The organism is Bradyrhizobium sp. 2TAF24 (genome assembly GCF_052115025.1).
GTDB lineage: Bacteria > Pseudomonadota > Alphaproteobacteria > Rhizobiales > Xanthobacteraceae > Bradyrhizobium_A.
On record NZ_JBFRFW010000004.1, the window covers coordinates 60,676 to 84,243 of the forward strand.

The following is a 23,568-nucleotide window of genomic DNA, read 5'->3' on the forward strand; positions in this document are numbered from 1 at the left end:
GCCTCGCGGGCCCCTTGTCGTCATTGGTCCGGGCGCGGCGCGCCCGGACGTGAAAGTGTCAGCGGTCTCAGCGCGCGTCGGGCACCTGGCGGGTCGCCAGGAATTCCTCGAAGCTTTCGTTGCGCATCGAGGCATAGACCTCGAGATTGGTCTTGCCGACGAGACGGGCGAACTTCTCCAGCACGAAGAAGTTGGCGCCGTAGCGCACGAGACCGATCCAGTCGCGCTCACGCACCAGCCTGGTCTCCTCCGCGGTCAGGCCGGCCTTGTCGCAGGCGGCCGCCTCGTCCTGCTCGAACGCATCGCGGAACGCCGGCTCCTTCATGTTCCAGAAAAAGCGGTTGAGGCGGATTCGCTCGGTGCCGGTCTTGATGTCGAAGGCGTACGTGCCGGCGATATCCTCGACACCGGCGAGCTGCGGATTGCCGCTGCGGGCCTGTGTCTTCGCCGGCGCGCCCGGATTGTTCTCCTCGAACACCAGCACGGTCATCGCGGTGGTGGTGGCGAGATAGTAGTTCTGGTGCACCTTGGTGATGTCGTCGCTGAGCGCGCCGCGCATCGCCAGCCACATGATCACCTCGACGCTCTCGGCGCCGCCGAGGCGGATGTAGTCGACATGGCGCATGTTCGCGAGCGTCATCGGGTCCTTCTCGATGAGGTCGATGAAGCGCATGTCCCAATCGGTGTCGTTGTAGCCGGTGCGCTCGCCATGGATCTGGTGCGACAGCCCGCCGGTGCCGACCACCACCACCGAGAGGTCCTCGGGATACGATTCGACCGCGCGGCGCAGCGCCTGCCCCAGCTTGAAGCAGCGCATCGCCGTCGGCAGCGGATACTGCACGACATTGACCTCGATCGGGATCACCGCGCCCGGCCAGCCGTCGTTGTGCGGCCACAGCAGCGGCAGCGGCGAGAACACGCCGTGATCGAGGGGGCGATCCTGGAACACCGAGAGGTCGAACTCGTCGTTGACGAGGCTCTCGGCGATGTGGGTCGCAAGCCCGGGATGGCCGGCGAGCGTCGGCAGCGGCCGGCGGCCGGCGCCCTCGTCAGCCACATCGTAGCTCGGCGCGACGCCGAGCGCGAAGGTCGGATAGAGGTCGTAGAAGAAGGCGTTGAGATGGTCGTTGTAGAAGAACAGCAGTACATCGGGCTTCTTCTCCTTCAGCCAGTCGAACGCCGGCTCGAAGCCCTTGAACAGCGGCGCCCACGCCGGCTGCTCCTGCTTGTTCTTGTCGTAAGCGACCCCGATGGTCGGCACGTGGGAGGAGCCGATGCCGCCGATGATCCTTGCCATTCGCCTTGTCCTTCCTTCACCCGTTCACAACTGCCGTGCAGCCACGCTGTATGTTCAACCACCGTGGCGGAGCATCCGCCGAGCGCCGCATGTGATCCGCCGCGGCGATTCTGATCCACCCCTGCGGCAGCGATAGCCGCAAAACGGAAAAATGGCATCTAAAACGCTTATGAGGACTTGCACGGTCCGCGGGCATTGCGCAGCCGCGATGCCCGCGATCGCAGCGCTCACGCCCCCGTTCGCGCCTTGTCCTCTGCACTGACCACGAGATCGTCGATCGTCTCGGCCACCGTGACCACGTCGCCAAAACTCTGGAACACGGTGGTGAAGCCGACATTGTGGTCCTCGGCGAAGCGCGCGGCGTTGGCGTCGGAGACCATGGCGACGCGGTAGTCGAGCATCATGGCGTCGCGCGCCGAGGTCTCGCAGCAGAAATTGGTCAGCATGCCGGTGATCACGACATTGCGGATGCCCTTGGCCGCGAGTTTCTCCGGCAGGTCGGACACGCCCGGCAGAAACGCGCTGAAGCGGCTTTTGGTGGCGACGATGTCGCCGTCCCTGGGATCGAGGTCGGGATGCAGCGCGTGGCCCGGCGCGCCTTCCGTGAGGTTGTCGCGATGGCGCTCGCCGTTCTCCTTGCTGAAGAAATAGTCGTGGTACAGCGGCCACAGGCTGCGGCCGCCCTCGCCCGCGGTCATCTTGACCCAGGCGACATGGGCGCCGCGCTCACGGAATACGCGCGCCAGGCGATTGATGTTGGGGATGATCGCAATCGCGGGGGGCACGTCGGAGACGTAGAAGGTCTGCATGTCGACCACCACCAGCGCGGTCTCGCGCGGCTCGAAGCGGTCGAACACCCGCAGCCGCCCACGCTTCTTCATGACGCGGTCGATCACATAGGACGGCATGACATAGGGGGCCGGTGGCTGCATCGCGGATTCCATGGTTGGCACTGACGGGTCTGCGCGGCACGAAAGGCAGCCACGCGAAACTACCCCTAGAATTGTCTTGCGGCGCGGCGCTGCCTAGGCGCAAATCAAGCGCGGCGCTATCTAAAAAGCTTATCGCGAGAACCGGGCGCACCGGTTCCTCGACGCAACCGGCGCAGGGGGACGAAACGAACCGTGCTCAACACCAGGCATCTGCGGGCATTCCTGACGGTGGCGCAATCCGGCAGCGTGATCCGCTCCAGCGAACTGATCCGCCGGGCACAGTCCGCAGTGACGCGCACCATCAAGGAGCTGGAGAAGGACGTCGGCGTGCCGCTGTTCGAGCGGCGCGCACAGGGCATGCTGCTCACCGAGTTCGGCCGCGCGCTGCAGGTCCGCGTCGAGCGCGCCTTCGCCGAAATGGACGCCGCCCGCGCCGCGTTCACCGCCGCCTGCCCTGCCGTCAAGTCGGTGGCGCAGGCGCCGATCTTTGCGCTCGCGATCGGGCGCCAGCGCCTTCTGGTGTTCGTCGAGCTGGTCGAGCAGCATCACATGGGCGCGGTCGCCGACAGCCTCGGCATCTCGCAGCCCGCGGCGAGCCAGGCGCTGCGCGAGATCGAGAGCGGGCTCGGCGTGCGGCTGTTCAGCCGCAGCGCTGGCGGCCTGCAGCCGACCCCGCTCGGCGCCCTGCTCGGCATGCACATCCGCCGCGCGCTGGCGGAAATCCGTGCCGGCGAGCTCGAGATCGCCTCGCTGCAGGGCGCGATGGCCGGCAGCGTCATCGTCGGCACGCTGTCGCTGGGGCGCGCCCGGCTGCTGCCGACCGCGATCATCCGCCTGATGAAGCAGTACCCCAAGCTGACGGTGTCGACGGTCGAAGCCTCGTTCGAGCATCTGGCGATGCGGCTGCGCGCCGGCGACATCGATTTCATGCTGGGCGCGCTGCGCGAGCCGGAGCACACCATCGGGCTGTCGCGCGAAGTGGTGACCCATGACCTGCTGTCACTGGTGGTGCGCAAGGATCATCCGCTGGCGCGCAAGCGGCAGATCACACCCGCCGATCTCTCCGCCGTGAGCTGGGTGCTGCCGCAGCGCGGCACGCCGACGCGCGAACTGCTGGAGCGCGCGCTCGCCGCGCGCGGCCTCGGCAAGGCCCGCGTCGCGGTCGAGACCGCCGACCTCGCCATCACCCGCGGCCTGCTGCTCGGCAGCGACCTCATGACCGCGGTGTCGGCGCACCTCTACCACCACGAGATCGCCGCAAAGCTGCTGGCGGTCCTGCCCGCCGCGCTGCCGGAGACGCGCCGCCCGATCGGCATCCTGCAACGCCCGTCCTCCAGCCCGTCGCTGGCGGCCCGGCTGCTGATGGACGAACTGCACGCGATCGGGAAGCTGTAGGGCGCAGGCTGGCCATGGCGCTGCATATGCCTCCGCATAACGCGGCATGTGACGCTCGGTGCCGGTCCCACCCAACGCGTCATTGCCGGGCTCGACCCGGCAATCCAGATCCGCGCAACGCGATGAGAGCTTTTTGAAGCTGGATCACCGGGTCAAGCCCGGTGATGACGCAGAATATGTCGATACGCCCCCTCTCACGCGAGCGGAGCTCGTGACCGTCTTCGTCGTGCCTGAACCGTCAACTCCTCATCCTGAGGAGCCCGCGCAGCGGGCGTCTCGAAGGAGAGGCCCGGTGCGACGACGCCGGTTGTCAGCGACGTGCGCGCACGGCCTCGGCCTCATGGTCGAGACGCGCGGCCGAGGCCGCGCTCCTCACCATGAGGAAGGAAGCAACATCCCGCGAGAGAAGCTGTACGCCCCCTGTCAGATCGGCTCGAACGGCAGCCCGACATACTGCTCGGCGATCGCCGTCTGGGCCGCGCGGGAGCCGTGGAGGTGTTCGAGTTCGGTGAGCTGCAGCTCGCGCTCGAACGGGGTGTGCGACGGGAACTTGTGCAAGAGGCCCGTGAGGCGCGTCGAGAAGCCGACCGCTTTCCACACCCGCTTGAGGCAGTGCTCGGAATAGCGGTCGAGCTTGTCGCGCCGGCCGCTCTTGTAGAAATGGGTCACCGCGCCGGCGAGCGCGCGGACGTCGGCGACCGCGAGATTGAGGCCCTTGGCGCCGGCGGGCGGGGTGATGTGCACGGCGTCGCCGGCGAGGAACAGGCGGCCGTATTGCATGGGTGAAGCGATGAACGAGCGCAGCCGCGCGAGGTCGCGCTGGAAGATCTCGCCCTCGACGATCTCGGTGCGGCCCTCGTCGAACATGCGGGCATGCAGCTCATCCCAGAACCGCGCGTCCGACCAGTTGTCCGGATCCTCGTCGGCGCCGACCTGGAGATACAGGCGCGACACCTGCATCGAGCGGCGGCTGCACAGCGCGAAGCCGCGGTCACTGTTGGTGTAGGTCATGTCGGCGATCGGCCGCGACCGCGACAGCACGCCGAGCCAGGCGAAATCATAGACACGGTCGTAGGTGGTGATCTTGTCCTGCGGCACCGCGGCGCGGCTGACGCCGTGGAAGCCGTCGCAGCCGGCGATGAAATCGCACTCCAGCGTCTTCTCCTCGCCGTCGTGCAGGTAGCGGATGCGCGGCCGCTCGCCGTCGAGGTCGGCGAGCTCGGTGACCTTGGCGTCGAACACCAGCGGCTGGCCGGAAGCGACGCGCGCGGCGATGAGATCCTTCACCACCTCCTGCTGGCCATAGATGATGACGCGCTTGCCGGTCAGCTCCGGCAGGTCGAGGTGGATATTCTTGCCCCGAAACCGCATGTCGAGCCCTTCGTCGATCATGCCCTCGCGGTGCATGCGATCGCCGAGCCCGAGTGCCTCCAGCGTCTCGATGGTGCCGGGCTCGAGCACGCCGGCCCGCACCCGCCCCTCGACATAGGCGCGGCTGCGCGCCTCGAGCACGACGCAGTCGATGCCCGCGCGGTGCAGCAGATGCGAGAGAAACAGTCCGGCCGGGCCGGCGCCGATGATTCCAACCTGAGTGCGCATATCTTGATCAGCCATATCTTGATCAGCTTTGAAGGCCGAAGCGGCAGGCGCCGCCTCGGCCGGAACGTTGAAGACGTTCAGGATGCAGTCTGCCGGCCCCCGCCGGCGAGACAAGGCGAAATGCAAAATACCCTGATCGAAACTGCTTATCGGGGGGATGCGGTCTCGGCCGCCGGCAGCACCGGCGCAGCGTCGGTCACGGCCGTGCGGCGGGGCGCCGTCTCGCGCAGGAACAGGCTCGCCGCCATGCCGGCGACGAGGCCGCCGAGGGCGAGGTCCAGCGTGTACTGGATGCCGAAACGATCGCCGATGAAGCCGGCGACGAACGGCGCGACGCCGCCGCCAAAGATCTCGCCGGCGCCGGCGACAAGCCCGATCGCGGACGCCGCGAGCGAGGCCGGCACCGCCTCCGTCGACACCGGCCCGGTGAGCAGCGCCAGGATGCCGAGGCAGAAGAACGCCGAGCCGAACAGGCAGACGAACAGCAGCACGGGGCTGGCGCCCGCATGCATGAAGCCGAACAGGAACGCCGCCGCGCCGATGAACGCCAGCAGCATCGCCGGCCGGCGGCCGACGAGGTCGGAGGCGCCGGAGACGCCGAACTCGCCGAGGAAGCCGCCGAACCCGATCGCCGACATCACGAAGCCCATCTGCGGCGTCGACAGCTTGAGATAGTCGACGAGGTAATTCGGGATCATCGCCCCCATCACGAACACCCCGCTCATGGCGCAGAGCAGGCCGAGCATCGCTACCAGCACGTTGCGGGTGCGCAGCAGGTCGCGCCAGCGCACGTCACCGGCGGTCGCCGCGACAGGCGCCGGCTCGCGGATGACCCGCACCAGCAACACCGCGAGCACGAGGCCCGGCAGCGCCGAGACCACGAACACCCAGCGCCAGGACGGCAGGACGCCGAGCAGCTGGGTCGCCACGATCGGCGCGAGGCCGAACCCGAACAGCGCGAACAGGCTCTGCTGCAGCCCGAGATTGAGGCCGCGCCGGCGCGGATGCGACGCCTCGCCCGCCGCCGCCACGCTGGTGACGCCGAACGAGCCCTCGGCAACGCCCATCGCCACGCGCACCACCAGCAGGCTGACGAACCCGGCGGTGAAGCCGGACAGCGCCGACAGCACCGAGAAGATGATGATGGAGGGGATCAGCACCTTGCGGCGGCCGATCCGGTCGGAGACGTTGCCCATGATGATGCAGAACAGCCCCCAGGCCATGCCCAGCACGCCGACGATGATGCCGAGATGCTGATAGGTCAGGCCGAGATCGGCGATGATCGCCGGAAACAGCGGGGTGATCAGCCAGCGGTCGAAGCCGAGCAGGCCGAAGCCCAGCCCGAGCAGCGTCACCGCCTTCCATTCGTATCCACGATCAGTCCCGCCTGTTGTCGCCATCACGTTCCTCCTGTGTTGCTTGTTTGATGAAGTCCGCCGTGCTCAGCACGCGGCCGAACACGCTGCCGATGATGCGCAGCGTCGCCTGCTGCGAGGCGTCGTCGAGGCCGCCATTGGCGTCGCTGATGAACAGCACCTTGTAGTCGCGCATGAAGGCGCTGCGCGCCGTCGACTCGCAGCAGATGTTGGTGACGGTGCCGATGATGATCAGGGTGTCGACGACGCCGGGGCCGCGGATGTTGCGCAGCACGGTGTCGAGCCGCGTGTTGTAGAACGCGTCGAAGCGGTGCTTGTGGATCACCACTTCGTCCGGCTGCGGCGTCAGCTCCGCCACCACCTCGATGCCGTCGGTGCCCGGCCGCATGCCGCCGACGCGCAGCCGCGGCTGCAGCGCGACTTCGAGCGGCGAAACGTCGAAGGCGTCGGACAGCACGTGGGCGGTGTAGAGCACGGGGATGCCAAGCGCGCGGCAGTGTGCCTGGACCGCCTGCATCGCCGGCAGGAAGCGGCGCGCCATCGCGACCTCCATGATCGCGCCCTCGCGGACGAAATCGTTCTGCATGTCGACGATCAGCAGCGCGCAGCGCGCGGGGTCGATGGCGTAGAGCTCGGCGGCGGTCGGATGGGCGTGGGTCAAGGGTCGTCTCCGCAGGTCGTGCGACCGGCGTGACGTTCGTCGTCACGCTTCTGGCCGCGAAGCGGCGGCACCGTAGGGTAACCGCACATCCTGCGAAAGCATTCGCCGCGGCCACGCGCCGCGACAATGCGAAACACTCAAAGACCCGATCGAAATCGCTTATGCGCGTTCGCGGGTGCAGCAGCGCCGCACGCACTGCACGCGCAGCACAATGCTCACGGCGCCGTGGCGATCAGCCGTGGCACCACGGCGCGCACGACGATGAACGCGAGCAGGCCCGCGGGCCCGGCGAGCGCTGTCAGCACAAGGCACGGCACGATCAGCCATCGCGGCAGATCGAACTGATCGCTCTCGTGCACGATCCACGCGCCGACGAACAGATCGAAGGCGAGATAGTGCAGCCAGCCGGCGGCGAACGTCGCATCGTCGGCGAGCAACGCCTGCAACTGCGCGAGCGCGCCGACGACGCCGTGCAGGGCGTCCCACCCGCGGATGAACAGCACCACATAAGCCACCGCCAGCAGGCCGGGGATGATCACGGTGGCCACCGTGCGCGCGATCGGCAGCGCGGGCCGCGCAAACAGCGCGACGATCAATCCCAGCCAGCCGGCACACGCGGTGGCGGTGGCGATCGGGATCACGGAATGAACATCAAGCACGGCCTTGTCGCTCCTGCTGCGGCCGGCCCGCGCACGCCGACGACCGGCGCGCGGCACGACGGATCGGCCGGGATCATGGCCGCACCGTCGCCGCCGGACCTTGCATCAGCATGATACGGCGGCGGCATGGCACGGATTCAATCCGGACAATCGAGCTGCCGCGCGAGGCCCGCCGCAAGATGGTCGATGAAAAGCCGCGTTCGCGCCGCAAGCAGCTTGCTCGGCGGCCACACCACATGGATCGGCACCGGCGGCAGCTCGTAGTCGGCGAGCACGATCTCGACCGCGCCCGCCTGCAGCAGCGCGCGCAGCTGCCACAGCGGCGCGGTGCCGAGCCCGAGCCCCTCGGCCACCGCGGCCTGCACAGCCATGGTGTTGTCGGAGCGGAACGCACCGTCGACCCGCACATGGGCGAGCCTGCCGTCGATCATGAAGGCCCAGCGCTGCGAATCGGGATCGGTACTGCGGATGACGCAGGCATGCTCGGCGAGGTCATGGGGATGGCGGGGGCGGCCGCGCGCCGCGAGATAGGACGGCGCGGCGAACACCACGCGGCGCAACGCGCCAAGGCGGCGCGCCTTGAGGTCGGTGTCGCCGGGCTCGCCGATACGGATGGCGAGATCGAGCCCGTCCTCGATCATGTCGACGAAGCGGTCCGACAGCCGCAGATCGACCATCACCTTCGGATGGCGCGCCATGAAGCGCGCGATCAGCGGCACGACGAAGACCGGCGCGAACAGCACGGAGGCACCAAGGCGCAGCGTGCCCGACGGCTCGGCGCCGCGGTTCGCCGCCTCGAGGCCGGCGTCGGCGATCTCCGCCAGCGCGGGCTTCACCCGCCGGTAGAACGCAAGGCCCGCCTCGGTCGGCTGCGAATGGTGGGTGGTCCGCCGCACCAGCTCGACGCCGAGCGCACGTTCCAGCGCGCCGAGCTGGCGGCTCACCGATTGCAGCGGGCGGCCAAGATGCCGCGCCGCGGCGGTCAGGTTGCCCTGCTCGACCACCGCCAGGAAGATCGCGATATCGTCCAGCCGTTTTGCCCCGGCGGGGGTCTTCGGCGAGGTCATGCCACATCTCCCGATTTTCGGGAGACCATCTCAAATAATGACCGCCTACTCAACAATTTCGGGAATGACATCTGTGCGGGACTTCAACGGAGACCTGCCCATGTCCATCCCCCCTGCCAAAATCCTGGTCGTCGGCGCCGCCGGCCGGTTCGGCGGCCTTGTCACGACCGAGCTCGCCCGCCGCGGCGCCACGGTCCGCGCGCTGCTGCGCAATCCGGCGTCGGAGGCGGCCGCGCGCGCCAACGGCGCCAGCGAGATCGTCATCGGCGACCTGCGCCGGCCCGACCGCCTGCCGGCCGCGCTCGACGGCATCGACGCCGTCTTCCATCTCGGCCCGGCCTTCGTCGCTGACGAGGCCGAGCTCGGCGTCGCGCTGGTCGACGTCGCCAAGCTCAGCGGCGTGCGCAAGATCGTGTTCTCGTCGGTGATCCATCCGACCAATGGCGATCTCGCCAACCACCGCAGCAAGCTGCCGGTCGAGCAGGCGATCTTCACTTCGGGGCTCGACTACACCCTGCTGTACCCGGCAACCGTGTTCCAGAACCTCGCCGCCGCATGGCCGGCGATCCTCGCGACCGGCGTGTTCGTCGAGGCGTTCGCCGCGAACGCGGCGCTGGCGCGCGTCGACTACCGCGACGTCGCCGAGGTCGCCGCCGAGGCCCTGACCGGCGACCGCCTCAGCGGCGGCGCGTTCGAGCTGTGCGCCGACGACGCGCTCAACCGCCACCAGATCGCGGCGCTGATCGGCGACGTGCTGGGACGGCGGATCGAGGCCGCCGAACTCGGCTTCCGCGAATGGGTGGAGATGGCGCGCCCGCCCTACGACGCGCGCCAGCTCGCGCAGCTCGAGCGCGTGTTCCAGTCCTATTCCCGCTACGGCTCGCGCGGCAACAGCCTGACGCTGACCGCGATCCTGAAGCGGCCGCCGCGCACCCTGCGCGACTATGTCGCGCATCTCGCCCGCACCGACGCCGCCTCCGCCGCGTGATCCGCAGCACGGGCGCGCCGCCGCGCCCGCGTCCCACCGTCGCCCCTCATTCCGGCGCTTGCCGCCGCACAGGTTCCCCCATGTCTTCTTGTCACATGTCCTCGTCTTCTGCCGTGCCGGCGCCGCCGGCGACGCCGACCGCACGCGTGCTGTTTCTCGCCGCTGCGATCGCCGTCATCGTCTCCAACCTCTATGCATCGCAGCCGCTGATCGGCCTGATCGCCCCGGCGCTCGGCCTCGGCCCGGCGGCGGCGAGCCTCACCACCACGGTGACGCTGCTCGGCTATGCCGCGGGCCTCGTCTTCCTGGTGCCGCTGATCGATCTCGTCCCGCACCGCCCGCTGATCGTCGGCACGCTGGCCTGCGCGGTCGCCGCGCTGCTGCTCAGCATCGTCGCGCCAACGCCGGCGCTGTTCCTGATCGCATCCGCCGCCGTCGGCGTCACCACCACCGCCGTGCAGATGCTGCTGACCGTCGCCGCCAACCTCGCATCGGCCACCGAGCGCGGCCGCGTGGTCGGCACCGCGCAGAGCGGCATCGTCATCGGCGTGCTGCTGTCGCGGCCGGCAGCGAGCCTCGTCGCCGAGTTCTGCGGCTGGCGCGCGTTCTATGGCCTGACCGCGGTGCTGATCGCCATTATCGCCGTCGTTCTCGCCCGCATGGTGGAAGCGCGGCGGCCGGCGCAGCGCGCGAGCTATCCGGCGCTGGTCCGCTCGCTCGGCACGTTGATCGTGAGCGAGCCCATCCTGCGGCAGCGCGCGCTGAACCAGGTGCTGCTGATGGGCGCCTTCGGCGCATTCTGGACCGCGGTGGCGCTGCGGCTCGCCGCGCCGCCGTTCGACTTCGGGCAGCGCGGCATCGCGCTGTTCGCACTCGCCGGCGTGTCCGGCGCCTTGATCGCGCCGCTCGCCGGCCGCATCGCCGACCGCGGCTGGTCCGATCGCGCCACCACGCTCGCCCATGTCGTCGCGGTGGCAGGCATCGTCGTCGCCGGCCTTGCCGCCGACGGTCCCTGGGCCCTGCACGCCTCCACCGCCTGGCCCGCCGCCTCGCTCGCAGCGCTGACGGGGGCGGCGGTGCTGCTCGATCTCGGCCTGTTCGCCGACCAGACGCTCGGACGCATCGCCATCAACACCGTGCGGCCGGAGGCGCGCGGCCGTCTCAACGCGCTCTACACCGGGCTGTTCTTCATCGGCGGCGCGGCGGGAGCCGCGCTCGCCGGTCTCGCCTGGAGCTGGCAGGGCTGGGCCGGCGTGTGCTGGGTCGGCCTCGGCTTCACGCTGGCCGCAGTGATCGCCGGCCGCGGCACACGCCGTCAGATGGCACCGGCCGCGGTCACATCGCGCCCTTGAGCCTGCAGGCCGTGGTGCAGCTCATGGTGTTGCCGTGCTCGCAGATCTTGCAGGTCTCGACGCACTGATCGAGGTTGCGCGGCGCCACGCTGCCGGTCAGGCCGGCGGTGCATTGCTTGATTGAATTCGTCGTCTCGGTCTCGGGTTCGCACGCCGCGAGCCCGAGCATCACCACGACAACGAGCGGAACCAGCATCCAGCGCATCGCCATCCTCCGGGTCGGATCGACCGGCCGGGAGACTCATCTGTGACAACACATCATATCATACTGCGGGCCGACAGCTCGACCGGCGTCGCGCGCGGTCGGTCCACCCGGACACGCTCGCACGCATGCCACATCGCCGACACTGGCCGCCAACGGTTAAGAAGCCGTAGAGCTCAGGCCCGCCGCGGCAATCGGGTTCCCGACTACCCCGACCTTCGGAGCCTTTGAATGCAGCGCAAAAACGGCTATGTCACCCGGGCAGCCGACCGCCCTGCGTCCGTCCGGACGCGGATCGATCGTCCAGGCCGTTGCGTACCAGTGATGAGAGCATGTCGATGAAGAAGCACGATGTTGAGGTGTTTCGCGAGGCCGTCGCCCTCGCCGCCTCGGGCGACCATGCCGACTGGCGCAGCGTCCAGGCCAGGCTCGTGGAAAAGGGCTATCGCCGCGCGCCCGACCTGCTCGACGGCAACAAGATCCGCGCCATCATCGACGCCCAGTGCGCCATCGGCCGCGCGCCGAAGAAGAAGGCCGACAAGAAGCACTGAGTTCACCGCGGCGCGGATCGCGGCCCGCGCGCATGGTCTCGCACCTTCGCTCAACCTGGTCCCGTTGCCTGCGATGGCGATCGCGCGACACGGCAAAGGCTCCCGGGCCGTTGCCCGGAAGCCTTGGTGCCGACAGCAGTCGTAAACCCTGCCTCTGGAGCGGCCGTCCTACCTTGCGGTCACCGCGGAGCCGCGCGCGGCCTGCTCGATCACGGCGGCGACGGTCTTGGGCTGCGACACATAGATCGCGTGGCTGCCGGCGACTTCGCTGACCGTCGCCTTGGCGCGGGCGGCCATCGCGCGCTGCGCCGCGGGCGGGATCATGTGATCGCCGGTCGCGACCAGATACCAGCTCTTGTGCGTCTTCCACGCGGGTTGCGTCACGGCACCGTTCAGCGCGGCGACACCCCACGGCACCTGCGCATCGGCCATGAACGCAGCGAGCTCCGGCTTGACGTCGGCGGCGAAGGCAGCCGCGAACTTCGCCTTGTCGAGGAGCAGATTGCCGTTCTGCGGCGGCAGGACCGGCGGCACCGGCGCGCCCGGCGCGGGATGGGCGATCAGCGAACCGACCGACTCGCCCTGGTCCGGCGCGAACGCGGCCACATACACAAGGCCTGCCACCTTCGGATCGTTGCCGGCCTCCGACACCACCGCGCCGCCATAGGAGTGGCCAACCAGGATGACCTGGCCATCGGCGTTGGCGATCGCCTGCCTGGTCGCCGCGACGTCGTCGACGAACGTGGCGGTCGTGTTCTGCACGATGGTGACCTTGTAACCGTCCTTCTTCAGGATCCTGTAGACGCCTTCCCAGCCCGAGCCGTCGACGAAGGCGCCATGGACCAGGACCACCGACTTGATCGGGGCGGTCTCGGTGGGGGCGGCCTGGGCGTGAGCCTGCGGCATCATGGCGGCGGTGAGGGCGAGCGAAACGGCGGTTGCGAAAGCCTTGCGGACAACGGACATGGTCAGCTCCTGCTTGTTTAGTTCACGATAATCTTTATCGCGATAATCAATTGATAGCGCAGCCCTCGACGATTGTCTAGATAAATATTATCGCGATAACCATTTTTGTGATAACGTCCTGACAAATCGGAACTTCAGGAGCCGCCGCCATGCCCGCCCCCGTGATTCCCCTCGACCAGCAGCTGTGTTTTTCGCTGTACGCGACGACCATCGCGATCAACCGCACCTACAAGCCGCTGCTCGACGGCCTCGGCGTCACCTACCCGCAATACCTCGTGCTGAGCGCGCTGTGGGAGAACGACGGCCAGACCATCTCCGCCATCGGCGAGCGCCTCGCGCTCGAGCCAAGCACCATCACGCCGCTGGTCAAGCGGCTGGAGCAGGCCGGCTTCATCGCCCGCCAGCGCAACCCCGCCGACGAACGCCAGGTGGTGGTCAGCCTCACCGCGCAGGGCAAGGCGCTGCGCGCCGAGAGCAGCTGCCTGACGGAAACGCTGCTGCAGCGCTCGGGCCTTTCGGTCGAGCAGATCGTCGATCTCAACGATCGCGTCCGCGCGCTCAACAAGGCGCTGACCGGCCACATGCCCGATTGATCGCGCGCCGCGCCCGATCCAGCAAACGCAAATGCCCGGCACAAGGCCGGGCATTTTTCATGTCGTCGCAGCGTTGTGGCGTTACGTGTCGAGGCCGCCGAGCAGGATGTACTTGATGTCGACATACTCCTCGATGCCGTGGCGCGAGCCTTCACGGCCGAGGCCCGACTCCTTGACGCCGCCGAACGGCACGACATCGGCGCCGAGCAGCGCCGAGTTGACGCCGACCATCCCGGACTCCAGCGCCTCGGCGACGCGGAACACGCGGCCGAGATCGCGGGCGTAGAAGTACGCCGCAAGACCATAGGGCGAGGCGTTGGCCTGCGCGATCACGTCGGCTTCGTCCTTGAAGCGATAGATCGGCGCGACCGGGCCGAACGTCTCCTCCTGCGTGACGATCATGTCGGTGGTGACGCCCGACAGCACCGTCGGCTCGAAGAAGGTGCGTCCCAGCGCATGGCGCTTGCCGCCGAGCACGACCTTGGCGCCCTTGGCGGTGGCATCAGCGACATGGCGCTCGACCTTGTCGATCGCTTCGGTGGTGATCAGCGGGCCCTGCGTCACGCCGTCGTCGATGCCGTTGCCGACCTTGAGCGCGGCGACCTTCTCCGCGAGCTTGGCGACGAACGCATCGTAGATGCTGTCCTGGGCATAGATGCGGTTGGCGCACACGCAGGTCTGGCCCATGTTGCGGAACTTGGACACCAGCGTGCCCTCGACCGCCGCATCGAGATCGGCGTCGTCGAACACGATGAACGGCGCGTTGCCGCCGAGTTCGAGGCCGACCTTCTTCACCGTGGACGCCGCCTGGCGCATCAGGATCTTGCCGACCTCGGTCGAGCCGGTGAAGCTGATGGCGCGCACCAGCGGATTCTCGGTCAGCACCTCGCCGATCGCTGGCGCGTCGCCGGTGATGATGTTGAGGATGCCGCCGTCGATGCCGGCGCGCTGCGCCAGCACGCCGAGCGCGAGCGCGGTCAACGGCGTCTCCGGCGCCGGCTTGACCACCACGGTGCAGCCGGCGGCGAGCGCCGGCGCCACCTTGCGGGTGATCATCGCCGCCGGGAAATTCCACGGCGTGATCGCGGCGACGACGCCGACCGGCTGCTTGATGACGAGGGTGCGGGAATCGGCGCGGTGCGAGGGAATGGTCTCGCCATAGATGCGCCGCGCCTCCTCGGCGTAGAACTCGATGAAGGAGGCGGCGTAGTCGATCTCGCCCTTGGCTTCGCTCAGCGGCTTGCCCTGCTCGGATGTCAGGATCAGTGCGAGGTCGTCGCGGTTGGCGAGGATCAGGTCGTTCCAGCGGCGCAGCAGCGTGGCGCGCTCCTTGGCGAGCAGCTTCGACCACTTCGGAAACGCCGCGCCCGCGGCGCGCACGGCGGCGAGCGCCTCGCCAGCGCCGAACCGCGGCACTCCGCCGACGCGCGCGCCGGTCGCCGGATTGAGCACATCGTCGACCGGCGTGCCCGTCCATTCACCGCCGATCAGGCAGCGGTCGGTCAGCAGGGAGGGATCCTTCAAGGTCAGCATGGTCATCGGTCCTTCAGTTACGAGCGTGCCTCACACAGAGAGGCAGCGCTCCAGGATGGCGAGGCCTTCGTCGATGATGTCGTCGGAGGCGGTGAGCGGCACCAGCAAACGGATGGTGTTGGCGTTGGTGCCGCACGACAGCAGGATGAGGCCGTTCTCATGGGCGCGCCGGGTGACGAGCTTTGTCGCAGCGGCGTCGGGATCGTCGCCGCCACGGTGCTTGACAAGATCGAACGCGATCATCGCGCCCGGGCCACGCGGCGGCGACATCGGCAACAGGGCGTTGGCGCGGGCGAAGCGCGCGATCGCCGCGCGCAGCCGCGCGCCGATGGCGTTGGCGCGGGCCACGAGATTCTCGCGCTCGAACACGTCGAGCACCGCGAGCGCTGCAGCACACGCCAGCGGATTGCCGGCATAGGTGCCGCCAAGGCCGCCGGGTTCGGCGGCGTCCATGATCACCGCGCGGCCGATGACGCCCGACAGCGGCAGACCGCCGGCGAGGCTCTTGGCGACGCAGATCAGGTCCGCCTGGACATCGTAGTGCTCCATGGCGAACATGGTGCCGGTGCGGCCGAAGCCGGTCTGCACTTCGTCGGCGATCAGCACGATGCCGTGTTCGTCGCAGATGCGGCGCAGGCCGCGCATCAGTTCGACCGGCGCCTGGTGGAAGCCGCCCTCGCCCTGTACCGGCTCGATGATGATGGCGGCGACGCGCGAGGCGTCGATATCAGCCTTGAAGATGAAGCCGATGTGGCGCAGCGCGTCCTCGACCGAAACGTCGCCGACGGGGAACGGCACATGCCAGACATCCGGCAGCGCCGGGCCGAGGCCCATCTTGTAGGGAACGACCTTGCCGGTCAGCGCCGAGGCCAGCGCGGTGCGGCCATGGAAGCCGCCCGTGAAGGCGATGACGCCGCTGCGGCCGGTGGCGGCGCGGGCGATCTTGACCGCGTTCTCGGTCGCCTCCGCGCCGGTGGAGAGGAAAATCGACTTCAGCGGGCCATTGATCGGCGCCAGCGCGTTGAGGCGCTCGGCGAGCGCGACATAGGGCTCATACGGCAGCACCTGGAAGCAGGTGTGGGTGAAGTGCTCGAGCTGGTCGCGCACCGCCTGCATGACGTGAGGGTGGCAGTGGCCGGTGTTGAGCACCGCGATGCCGCCGGCGAAATCGATGTAGCGGCGTCCCTCGACGTCCCACACCTCGCTGTTGAGCGCCCTGGCCGCGAACACCGGCGTCGCATGGCCGACCCCGCGCACCACCGCCGCCTGCCGCCGCGCCAGCAACTCCGCATTCGCCGCCATCCACGTCTCCCTGTCATCCGCGACAGGAAACGTAAGCACCGCTGGCCGGCGGACAATCAGCTTCTCCGTCGGCTCTGGTGACCTGAATGCACCAATGCGGGCGCCATCGGTCCCGGATGTCGCAGCACTCATCCGGGTCACGGGTTCAGGCTTTCGGAAAAATGCACCGAGGGCACTGGCGCCTGCCCCTCATGGTGAGGAGGCGCAAAGCGCCGTCTCGAACCATGAGGCCACGGCATCGCCAGACCACCATCCCTCGAGACGCCTGCTGCGCAGGCTCCTCGGGATGAGGCAGAATGCGTGTGGGCGATCGCCCCGTATCCGGGGCCATCGCAACACACCACCGACCTCGCCGGACGGCGCCGCGCCTACACCGCGAGCGCCTGCTTGAGCCAGTCGCGCAGCGCGGCGATGACCGGCTCGCTCCAGCGTTCTTTCAGCGCGACGAGCTGGTAGGTGCCCATGTGCACCTCCGACGTCATCACCTCGACCAGCGCGCCGCCGCGGAGGTCGTCGGCGACCAGCACGTCGTTGGCGAGCGCGACGCCCTGGCCGAGCCGCGCCGCCTCGATGGCGAGGTGGGCATGCCACAGCCGCTGGCCGCGCAGCGGCGGCAGGTCGGCGACGTCGGCGAGCGCGAACCAGCGCTCCCACTGCTCGGTGGATTCCTCGTGGATCAGCGCGATGGCCGCGAGGTCGCTCAGGCGCGACAACGCGGGATAGCGCGCAAGATAGGCCGGGCTCGCCACCGGAAACACCCGCGGCCGCACCAGCGCCTCGGCCATCAGCGCGCCGCGCGCCTCGGTGACGTCGGCATAGACGATCTCCGCATCCGCCTCGCCGCGCGCAAGGTCCGGATGCGACAGCGTCGGCTGCAGATTGACTTCCCAGTTGCGCGGCGGCCCCGTCAGTTCCGGCAGGCGCGGCAGCAGACGGCGGTTGGCAAGGCCGGGTATGCACCAGATGTTCAGCGCCGGCCGCGTCGCCGGGCGCACCGCGACGGTGGCGCGGGCGATGATGTCGAAGGCCTGCGCGATCTGGGCGTGGTAGGCGGCCCCGGCCTCGGTCAGGGTGAGGCCGCGGCCCTCGCCGCGCACCAGCACGATGCCGAGGCTCTTCTGCAGGTTCTGGACGTGACGGGACACCACCGTATGGCTGACCGCGAGCTCATCGCCGGCGGCGCGCACGCTGCCGGTGCGGCCCACCGCTTCGAATGCACGGAGGGCAATCAGGGGCGGCAGACGCGGACGGGTCATGGCCAGATTGTCGTGGCCGCGGCAGGCCCTGTCATCGCGATGGGGTAGCCCATGGTCGCTCGTGCATCTCCGTCAGACGTCGCCGGCCGGTGCCGGCGACGCCGCCCTTGTGACACACACGCGCGCCAACCACAAATGCGGTCGGCCCTCTGGGGTGGCGCGCTTGCCCACGGCGCGTGGCGCCGCGGCTTCGCGAGACCCCAACAAAAAGCCCGGCACGAGGCCGGGCCAGTTTGCTGGGATTGGGAGGAGACGATCGAAGTGAAGTCCAGTCGAAACGAAGTCCTGCACCCCACTCAGTACTTGGCGAGGATCGGGCCAAGGCTGTTGAAGTGATAGTTGATGCCGACACGCGCGCTGTCGAAGTCGTGCTTGAAGCGGTAGGTCGCGAACGCGCCGCCCGGGAAGTTGATGGGGTCGGTGGCGTTCACACTGGTACGGCCGAGGTCGACATGGAGATATTCGCCCTTCAGGCTCCAGCCCGGCAGGAAGGCCCACTCGATGCCGGCACCTGCGGCCCAGCCGACCCGCGTATCGCTCTTGCTGCCGACGAACACGCCGGCGGTATTGGGCGTGTAGATATTGCTGATGCTGCTCTTGGCTTCGCCATAGGCGAGACCGCCGGTGGCGTAGAACAGCACACGGTCGGCGGCATAGCCGACGCGGCCACGGAAGGTGCCGAACCAGTCGATGCGATCGCGGCCGGTGGAGACGCTCGGGACGATGCCGCCGCCGCCGGGGAAGACCACCGTCGAGGCGCTGCCGATGCTGGCGCCCTGGATGTCGGTCTCGAGGCCCCAGACCCACGGTCCTGTCTGCCAGTTGTAGCCGATCTGGCCGCCGCCGAAGCCGCCGTTGTGCTTGACGCCGAGCGCACGCGGCGTGCCGCCCGCGGCCACAGCCGGGGTGAAGTCGTTGCCGGCGGGAGCTGTCGAGAACGCAGCGAGCTTGCCGGTCGAAGAGCCGCCGAAGGAACCACCACCGTTGACGCCGATGTACCAGCCGGTCCAGGTGAAGATCGGTTCGACGATCGGCGGCGCCTTGGTGTAGGGGCGCGCGGCGAGGTCAGCGGCCGACGCCGAGCCCGCGACAGTTGCGATGCCAACCAGGGCGACCGCGGTGGAGAGCAAAACCTTTTTCATCTGCAATTCCCCCTGATGACGACCAACATTCGCAAAATGACTGGAGTCATCCTATGCCAGGCGTGCACGGAATTCTGTGTGGCTGCAGCAACACTCGACAAGTTCCGTCAGGTTTTGCGCGATGATAGTTATGCCTGTGCCGCAATGGTTTTCGCTCCATCTACGACAGCACTCCTGCTCGATCGACAGGCAATCGCAGGCAACAGGAGATTGTCTTGCTACGAACGGACGCTCGTCCGTCAATCCGCGCGTGATGATCTCCGCAGATCTACGTACAATCGCTCACATGCCGCCACATCGTACGATCGCGGGATCTGCGCCCGGTGCAGGGCTGACGAATGATCTCACGCGCAACCAATGAAGGGGCGGAGTGACGCGACGAAGTCACTCCGCCCTGTCCGTCACCGGCTGGTGGGGATTCGCGGCAGCAGCAGATAGGACTCTTGTCCTTCGCCGGAGGCGATGGTGTTGGTGCCGCCATAGAGCGCGGCATCGCGGCCGACATGCAGGAACGGCCCCGATCCCTTGAACGGCCCTTCGAGGCCGGGCAGCTCCCAATCCCTGCCCTGCACCGTGAGCGCGAGGCGATAGTCCCTGGGCACCACGATGCTGGTCGCCCAGATCTCGATGTCGACTTCATACGCCTGCCCGGGCGTCATCGGCTCGGCGACGAGATGCGGATGATAGGGCCGCGCCTCGGTCGAGCGCTCGGCATCGAGCCGACGATGCGACACGCGCAGCCAGCCCTGCGACACCGGCGCATGCGGCTCCGACGCGCCGTCGAAGGTGACATCATGTCCCTTGGGATCGATCAGGCGCAGTGTCGCGAACAGGTCCATGTCGGCGGTCGAGGACTTCACCCACAGCTTGAGCTTCACCGGCCCCGTGAACTCGGTGTCTGCGGTGAACGGCGCGGTGGTGAAGGAGAGGCCCTCGCCCTGCGCGGCATAGCTGCGCTCCGCCGCCGCCGGCGCCTTGCCGGCGGCGAGACCGCCGCCCGCCGTGTCGAGATAGTAGTGCTCCCACTGCGTGCCCCGCAGCGGCCATTCGCTCTCGCTGCGCCAGATGACGCCGTCGGGCCGGCGGATCGCGAGCGTGATCGGCGGCTCGCTGTCGAAGCCATTCTGCTCACCCTTCAGGAAACGATCGAAGAAACGTTTCTGCAGGCTGAGCGAATCCTCGGCATAGAACGGCGCGTGATGATCGCCGGTGTGGATGCGCAGCCATTTCTGGGCGCTGCCGGCGGCAAGATAGCCCTCGATGTTGCCGCGGCCGTGCAGGCCCTGCCCGCCCCAGTTGCCGACCGACAGCACCGGCACCTCGATGCGCGCGCCGTCGGGCGTGCGCTCGTGATAATACGCGCCGTCGAACGGCTGGCGCAGCGACGCCTCCGCCGGCTCGATGCGGTTGACGCGCAGCAGCGAGGCCGGCAGCGGCGTGCCGGTGGCGACCGCACCGGTCAGCGCATCACGATAGGGCGTCTCGCCATTGCCATGCTGGTTGATCGCGACCTGGCGCGCGAACCACATGGTCTGGAATGCGGTGCTGGGGATGCCGCCATGATGGGAGACGTCGCGATAGTGATCGAACGCGCCCTCCCACGGAATGATCGCGGCAAGGCCTTCCGGCCGGCGCGCTGCGACCTGCCACTGGTTGATGGCATAGTAGGAGATGCCGAGCAGGCCGACCTTGCCGCTGCTCCAGGGCTGGTGCGCGGCCCAGCTGATCAGCGTCGCATAGTCCTCGGTGTGGCGCGGCGCGAACGGATCGAGCAGGCCGGGCGAAGCGTTGCTGCCGCGCGAGTCGGCATGCAGGATGACGTAGCCATCGGGCACCCAGCGCTCGGGATCCGGCGCCTCCCAGCGGATGAAGCGGCACGACGAGGTCTTGCACAGCTCTGGATTCTTGATCAGCAGCTTCTTCCAGGCATCCTGATAGGCCGGTGCTTCCGCATCGGGCGTGTCCTTGCCATAGGGACCATGCAGCATCACCACTGGAAAGCGCCCCGGCTTATCGGGACGGTAGATGTTGACGCGCAGCGCCAGGCCATCGCTCATGGTGACGGCAACGTTGTGCTCGATGATCATGCCGGGGACCTGTGTCTTCACAGGTTCGGCGGCGATCGTGGGTGTGGTCGCAGCTGTCATGGCCAAGACAAATCCTGTTGTCAGAAGGGTTGCGGAGTGCAAGCATCGTCGAAACATCGGCGGTTCCCATCGCGGTGGATGATGGCGCGTGCTCTCATGGTCGCGCGCCACATCCTCCGCAGCGCGAACGAGGCCGGCAACTCGCGTTTCCACGCGTCGCAAGGGAGGCATAGATGCTCAGGAAAGCCCCGAAACAGGCGCGTTCGGAGCAGATGATCGACTGCATCCTCGCCGGCGCAACTCGCGTTTTGAACACCGTGCCATTGGCGGAAGCCACCACCAACCGCATCGCCGAGGTCGCCGGCGTCAGCATCGGTTCGCTGTATCAGTATTTCGGCGGCAAGGAGGCGATCGCCGCGTCGCTGCTGCGCCGCCACCTCGACGACACCGTGGCGCTGCTGCGCGACACGCGCCTCGCGTCGAAGGGCTGTTCGGCGAGGGCGCGGCTGCGCCTGCCCTTCCTCGAGATCCTGCGCGAGCATTGCGACGCGCGGATGCTGCATCTCAACCTGATCGGCCTTGCGGACATCACCCAGCCGTCGGGCGAGCTGCAGCAGCTGATCGCGCGGATGGTGGACGAGATCGCGCTGGCGCTGGCCGACGAATGCCCCGAGGCGGGCGCTGACGAGGTGCGGCTGACGGCGACGCTGCAGCATCGCAGCGCCACCTTGCTGGCGCATGCGGCGGTGAGCAATCCCGACCTCACACGGAGCGGCCGGATCCTGGCGCATTTCGATGCGCTGTGCGCCGCCAACCTCAGAGCACTGCGCCAGTCGCGGGCTGCGCCCCGACGCCTGCACGCCTGAGCCGCGCGATCACCGCGGCGCGAAAGGCAAGGTCACATGCCTTTGGCGTCAGACCGCGCAGCCGTGCAGGAACAGCGCCGCGCAGGTCCGCACCCGCGCCTCCGTCGCCTCGCGGCTCGGCAGCGGCTGGTGGCCGAACAGCGCGGCGCGCTGCGGCGCGAACGCCAGCATGCCGATCAGAATGCCGGCGGCTTCCTCGGCGTCGTCGAACTCGAGCAGGCTGCGCTGGCGCCGCGCCCGCAGCCAATCGGCGAGCGCCGCCACCGACCGCCGCATCGCCTTCTGGTAGAAGGTCTCCGCCATCTCCGGCACACGGTCGCCTTCCGCCAGCATCACGCGCTGCATGGCGATGACCTCGTCGTCGAACATCATCTCGGCGCACACGGTCAGCGCGGCGCGCAGCGCGAGCTCGATGTCCTGGTGCTCGCAGGTCTGCAGGTTGACCTTCTCCAGGAAACGATCGAGGCGCGCGGTCAACATCGCCTCGAACAGCGCATTCTTGTTGGGCACGAGACGGTAGAGCGTGCGGGTGGAGACACCGGCGCTACGCGCAATGGTCTCCATGCTGGTGGCGGCAAAGCCCTTCTCGATGAACTGGTGGCGGGCGGCCTCGAAGATGATGGCGCGCGTGTCGTCGTCCGAGCGCAGCTGCGGCCGGCCGCGGCAGCGGCGGTCGTCGACGTCGAGCGCGCTCTCCCGACTCTCGTGTGTCGCCTTCATGTCAGACCCTCCCGCCGAGCCATGCCTTTCGTTCGTGCCTGTCATTCCATTGACAGTCGGCATGTGGTGACTATTTTGGAAAATATCAAGTTTCCAAAATTACCGCTCCTTGCCATCATCGTCAATCTTTGAATGATTGCAAGGGGATAATGTCCGGGAGCACGCCCGTGCCCGATCCGTCCGCCCCACTCCATCGCCCGGCCCCGCGCCGGCTGCTGTTTCGCCTGGTCCGCGCCCTGCTGGTCACCGGCGCCGCCTTCGCCGTCCTGACCCTCGCCTGGCTCGCCTTCGAGGACGCTATTACCGTCGACCTGCAGGCCGGCGAGCCGGTCATCACCGCCCGGACGCCGGCTTCCGGCGCCTGCCACCTGCGTTCACGCCCGGCGACGCTCGACCTGCGCCCGACCGGCTTCCTCGACAACATCTGACCTCGCGGGAGCGTTAACGATTCGGTCATCATCCTGCCGTCCGCTGTGACGGTCCTTATGCCGTCCCTATGCGACGGCAGTGCCGTCCGTCTCGAATTCCTATGGCCGCAATGCCACGTTTTCCGCGCCGCTCCGGACTCATCCAGGGCGGCGTTAACGTGATCGGATCTGCCATCATGGACTCGAACAAACCTCCCTCGTGCAGCGCGTCGCTCTTCCTGATCGGCCGTAACCGCCGCGGCCAGTGGGTCGCGCAGGCGCAGAACGGCCTCTATGGCGGCCTCTTCATCAACCGCACGGAAGCCGTGCGTTACGCCCTGTTCGAAAACGGCCACCATCCCGAAGCCATCGTCACCGCGCCCGACGTCCTCGAGCTCGACCTCTCCGGCGTCGCCCTCGATCACACGCCGCCCCCCGCCCTCGCGCGCCGCGCGGCCTAGCGGACGCTCCATCCCCGCCAGCGACGAATGCCACGGGGCTCCCCGTCCCGCATCCCGCCGGGCGCCGCCATTTTCCAGACATGCCGAGAATGCCGACATGACCGCGCACCGCGGCTCCGTCTTGATCCGCGCGCGGTATGAAGAGACCATCCGCGA

At 68.3% G+C, this 23,568-nt stretch carries 23 protein-coding genes; 8 read left to right on the forward strand and 15 right to left on the reverse strand.

What is annotated here, in order from left to right:
- Positions 1–67 precede the first annotated feature (67 nt).
- A complete protein-coding gene (locus AB4Z37_RS08205) occupies positions 68–1,297 on the reverse strand; it encodes a gallate dioxygenase (RefSeq protein ID WP_441516214.1) in 1,230 nt (409 codons plus the stop codon).
- Between the two features lie 227 nt (positions 1,298–1,524).
- The gene (locus AB4Z37_RS08210) at positions 1,525–2,229 is read right to left on the reverse strand and encodes an isochorismatase family protein (RefSeq protein WP_441516215.1); all 705 of its coding nucleotides are present in this window, start codon (positions 2,227–2,229) and stop codon (positions 1,525–1,527) included.
- A gap of 192 nt (positions 2,230–2,421) precedes the next feature.
- Here AB4Z37_RS08210 and AB4Z37_RS08215 point away from each other — a divergent pair, with 192 nt between their 5' ends.
- Complete coding sequence (locus AB4Z37_RS08215) at positions 2,422–3,624, forward strand: LysR family transcriptional regulator (protein ID WP_441516216.1); 1,203 nt, start codon at positions 2,422–2,424, stop codon at positions 3,622–3,624.
- Between the two features lie 423 nt (positions 3,625–4,047).
- On the opposite strand, the gene AB4Z37_RS08220 is transcribed toward AB4Z37_RS08215, so the two are convergent.
- The 5 genes from AB4Z37_RS08220 to AB4Z37_RS08240 all read right to left on the reverse strand — a co-directional run bounded on the left by AB4Z37_RS08220 (position 4,048) and on the right by AB4Z37_RS08240 (position 8,986).
- Positions 4,048–5,223: a 4-hydroxybenzoate 3-monooxygenase gene (locus AB4Z37_RS08220; protein ID WP_441516473.1), complete on the reverse strand. Its 1,176-nt coding sequence runs from the start codon at positions 5,221–5,223 to the stop codon at positions 4,048–4,050.
- A gap of 146 nt (positions 5,224–5,369) precedes the next feature.
- Entirely contained in the window at positions 5,370–6,623 is a 1,254-nt protein-coding gene (locus AB4Z37_RS08225) for an MFS transporter (protein ID WP_441516217.1), read from the reverse strand.
- Positions 6,601–7,260, reverse strand: coding sequence for an isochorismatase family protein (locus tag AB4Z37_RS08230; RefSeq protein ID WP_441516218.1), 660 nt, complete (start codon positions 7,258–7,260; stop codon positions 6,601–6,603). The genes AB4Z37_RS08225 and AB4Z37_RS08230 overlap by 23 nt, the downstream gene beginning before the upstream one ends.
- Positions 7,261–7,475: 215 nt before the next feature.
- Complete coding sequence (locus AB4Z37_RS08235) at positions 7,476–7,919, reverse strand: abscisic acid-deficient protein Aba4 family protein (RefSeq protein ID WP_441516219.1); 444 nt, start codon at positions 7,917–7,919, stop codon at positions 7,476–7,478.
- 137 nt (positions 7,920–8,056) lie between these two features.
- A complete protein-coding gene (locus AB4Z37_RS08240; protein WP_441516220.1) occupies positions 8,057–8,986 on the reverse strand; it encodes a LysR family transcriptional regulator in 930 nt (309 codons plus the stop codon).
- A gap of 100 nt (positions 8,987–9,086) precedes the next feature.
- On the opposite strand from AB4Z37_RS08240, the gene AB4Z37_RS08245 reads away from it, so the two are divergent.
- Both AB4Z37_RS08245 and AB4Z37_RS08250 read left to right on the forward strand, forming a co-directional pair.
- Complete coding sequence (locus AB4Z37_RS08245) at positions 9,087–9,974, forward strand: NmrA family NAD(P)-binding protein (protein ID WP_441516221.1); 888 nt, start codon at positions 9,087–9,089, stop codon at positions 9,972–9,974.
- A gap of 95 nt (positions 9,975–10,069) precedes the next feature.
- Positions 10,070–11,326, forward strand: coding sequence for an MFS transporter (locus AB4Z37_RS08250; RefSeq protein ID WP_441516222.1), 1,257 nt, complete (start codon positions 10,070–10,072; stop codon positions 11,324–11,326).
- Here AB4Z37_RS08250 and AB4Z37_RS08255 read toward each other — a convergent pair.
- Positions 11,310–11,531, reverse strand: a complete 222-nt coding sequence (locus tag AB4Z37_RS08255; RefSeq protein ID WP_441516223.1) for a hypothetical protein — start codon at positions 11,529–11,531, stop codon at positions 11,310–11,312. The two genes, AB4Z37_RS08250 and AB4Z37_RS08255, sit on opposite strands and share 17 nt — an antisense overlap.
- Before the next feature lie 335 nt (positions 11,532–11,866).
- Between AB4Z37_RS08255 and AB4Z37_RS08260 the strand changes: the two genes are divergently transcribed.
- Positions 11,867–12,079, forward strand: a complete 213-nt coding sequence (locus tag AB4Z37_RS08260) for a hypothetical protein (protein ID WP_441516224.1) — start codon at positions 11,867–11,869, stop codon at positions 12,077–12,079.
- A 168-nt stretch (positions 12,080–12,247) separates the two neighbouring features.
- Here AB4Z37_RS08260 and AB4Z37_RS08265 read toward each other — a convergent pair whose 3' ends face one another.
- A complete protein-coding gene (locus tag AB4Z37_RS08265; protein WP_441516474.1) occupies positions 12,248–12,988 on the reverse strand; it encodes an esterase/lipase family protein in 741 nt (246 codons plus the stop codon).
- Between the two features lie 206 nt (positions 12,989–13,194).
- Between AB4Z37_RS08265 and AB4Z37_RS08270 the strand changes: the two genes are divergently transcribed.
- On the forward strand, positions 13,195–13,638 hold the full coding sequence (locus AB4Z37_RS08270) for a MarR family winged helix-turn-helix transcriptional regulator (protein ID WP_441516225.1): 444 nt from the start codon (positions 13,195–13,197) through the stop codon (positions 13,636–13,638).
- Between the two features lie 81 nt (positions 13,639–13,719).
- On the opposite strand, the gene AB4Z37_RS08275 is transcribed toward AB4Z37_RS08270, so the two are convergent.
- From AB4Z37_RS08275 to AB4Z37_RS08295, 5 genes are all read right to left on the reverse strand, one after another.
- The gene (locus tag AB4Z37_RS08275) at positions 13,720–15,171 is read right to left on the reverse strand and encodes an NAD-dependent succinate-semialdehyde dehydrogenase (RefSeq protein ID WP_441516226.1); all 1,452 of its coding nucleotides are present in this window, start codon (positions 15,169–15,171) and stop codon (positions 13,720–13,722) included.
- 30 nt (positions 15,172–15,201) lie between these two features.
- On the reverse strand, positions 15,202–16,473 hold the full coding sequence (gene gabT / locus AB4Z37_RS08280) for a 4-aminobutyrate--2-oxoglutarate transaminase (protein ID WP_441516227.1): 1,272 nt from the start codon (positions 16,471–16,473) through the stop codon (positions 15,202–15,204).
- Between the two features lie 368 nt (positions 16,474–16,841).
- On the reverse strand, positions 16,842–17,729 hold the full coding sequence (locus AB4Z37_RS08285) for a LysR substrate-binding domain-containing protein (RefSeq protein ID WP_441516228.1): 888 nt from the start codon (positions 17,727–17,729) through the stop codon (positions 16,842–16,844).
- Between the two features lie 296 nt (positions 17,730–18,025).
- A complete protein-coding gene (locus AB4Z37_RS08290) occupies positions 18,026–18,871 on the reverse strand; it encodes an outer membrane protein (RefSeq protein WP_441516229.1) in 846 nt (281 codons plus the stop codon).
- Between the two features lie 401 nt (positions 18,872–19,272).
- Entirely contained in the window at positions 19,273–21,018 is a 1,746-nt protein-coding gene (locus AB4Z37_RS08295; protein WP_441516230.1) for a CocE/NonD family hydrolase, read from the reverse strand.
- A 173-nt stretch (positions 21,019–21,191) separates the two neighbouring features.
- Here AB4Z37_RS08295 and AB4Z37_RS08300 point away from each other — a divergent pair, with 173 nt between their 5' ends.
- A complete protein-coding gene (locus tag AB4Z37_RS08300; RefSeq protein ID WP_441516231.1) occupies positions 21,192–21,824 on the forward strand; it encodes a TetR/AcrR family transcriptional regulator in 633 nt (210 codons plus the stop codon).
- 48 nt (positions 21,825–21,872) lie between these two features.
- Here AB4Z37_RS08300 and AB4Z37_RS08305 read toward each other — a convergent pair whose 3' ends face one another.
- On the reverse strand, positions 21,873–22,544 hold the full coding sequence (locus AB4Z37_RS08305; RefSeq protein WP_441516232.1) for a TetR/AcrR family transcriptional regulator: 672 nt from the start codon (positions 22,542–22,544) through the stop codon (positions 21,873–21,875).
- Between the two features lie 167 nt (positions 22,545–22,711).
- Here AB4Z37_RS08305 and AB4Z37_RS08310 point away from each other — a divergent pair, with 167 nt between their 5' ends.
- Both AB4Z37_RS08310 and AB4Z37_RS08315 read left to right on the forward strand, forming a co-directional pair.
- Entirely contained in the window at positions 22,712–22,972 is a 261-nt protein-coding gene (locus tag AB4Z37_RS08310) for a hypothetical protein (RefSeq protein ID WP_441516233.1), read from the forward strand.
- Between the two features lie 176 nt (positions 22,973–23,148).
- Positions 23,149–23,412 (forward strand): hypothetical protein, encoded by a 264-nt coding sequence (locus AB4Z37_RS08315; RefSeq protein WP_441516234.1) that lies wholly within the window; start codon positions 23,149–23,151, stop codon positions 23,410–23,412.
- Positions 23,413–23,568: the final 156 nt, after the last annotated feature.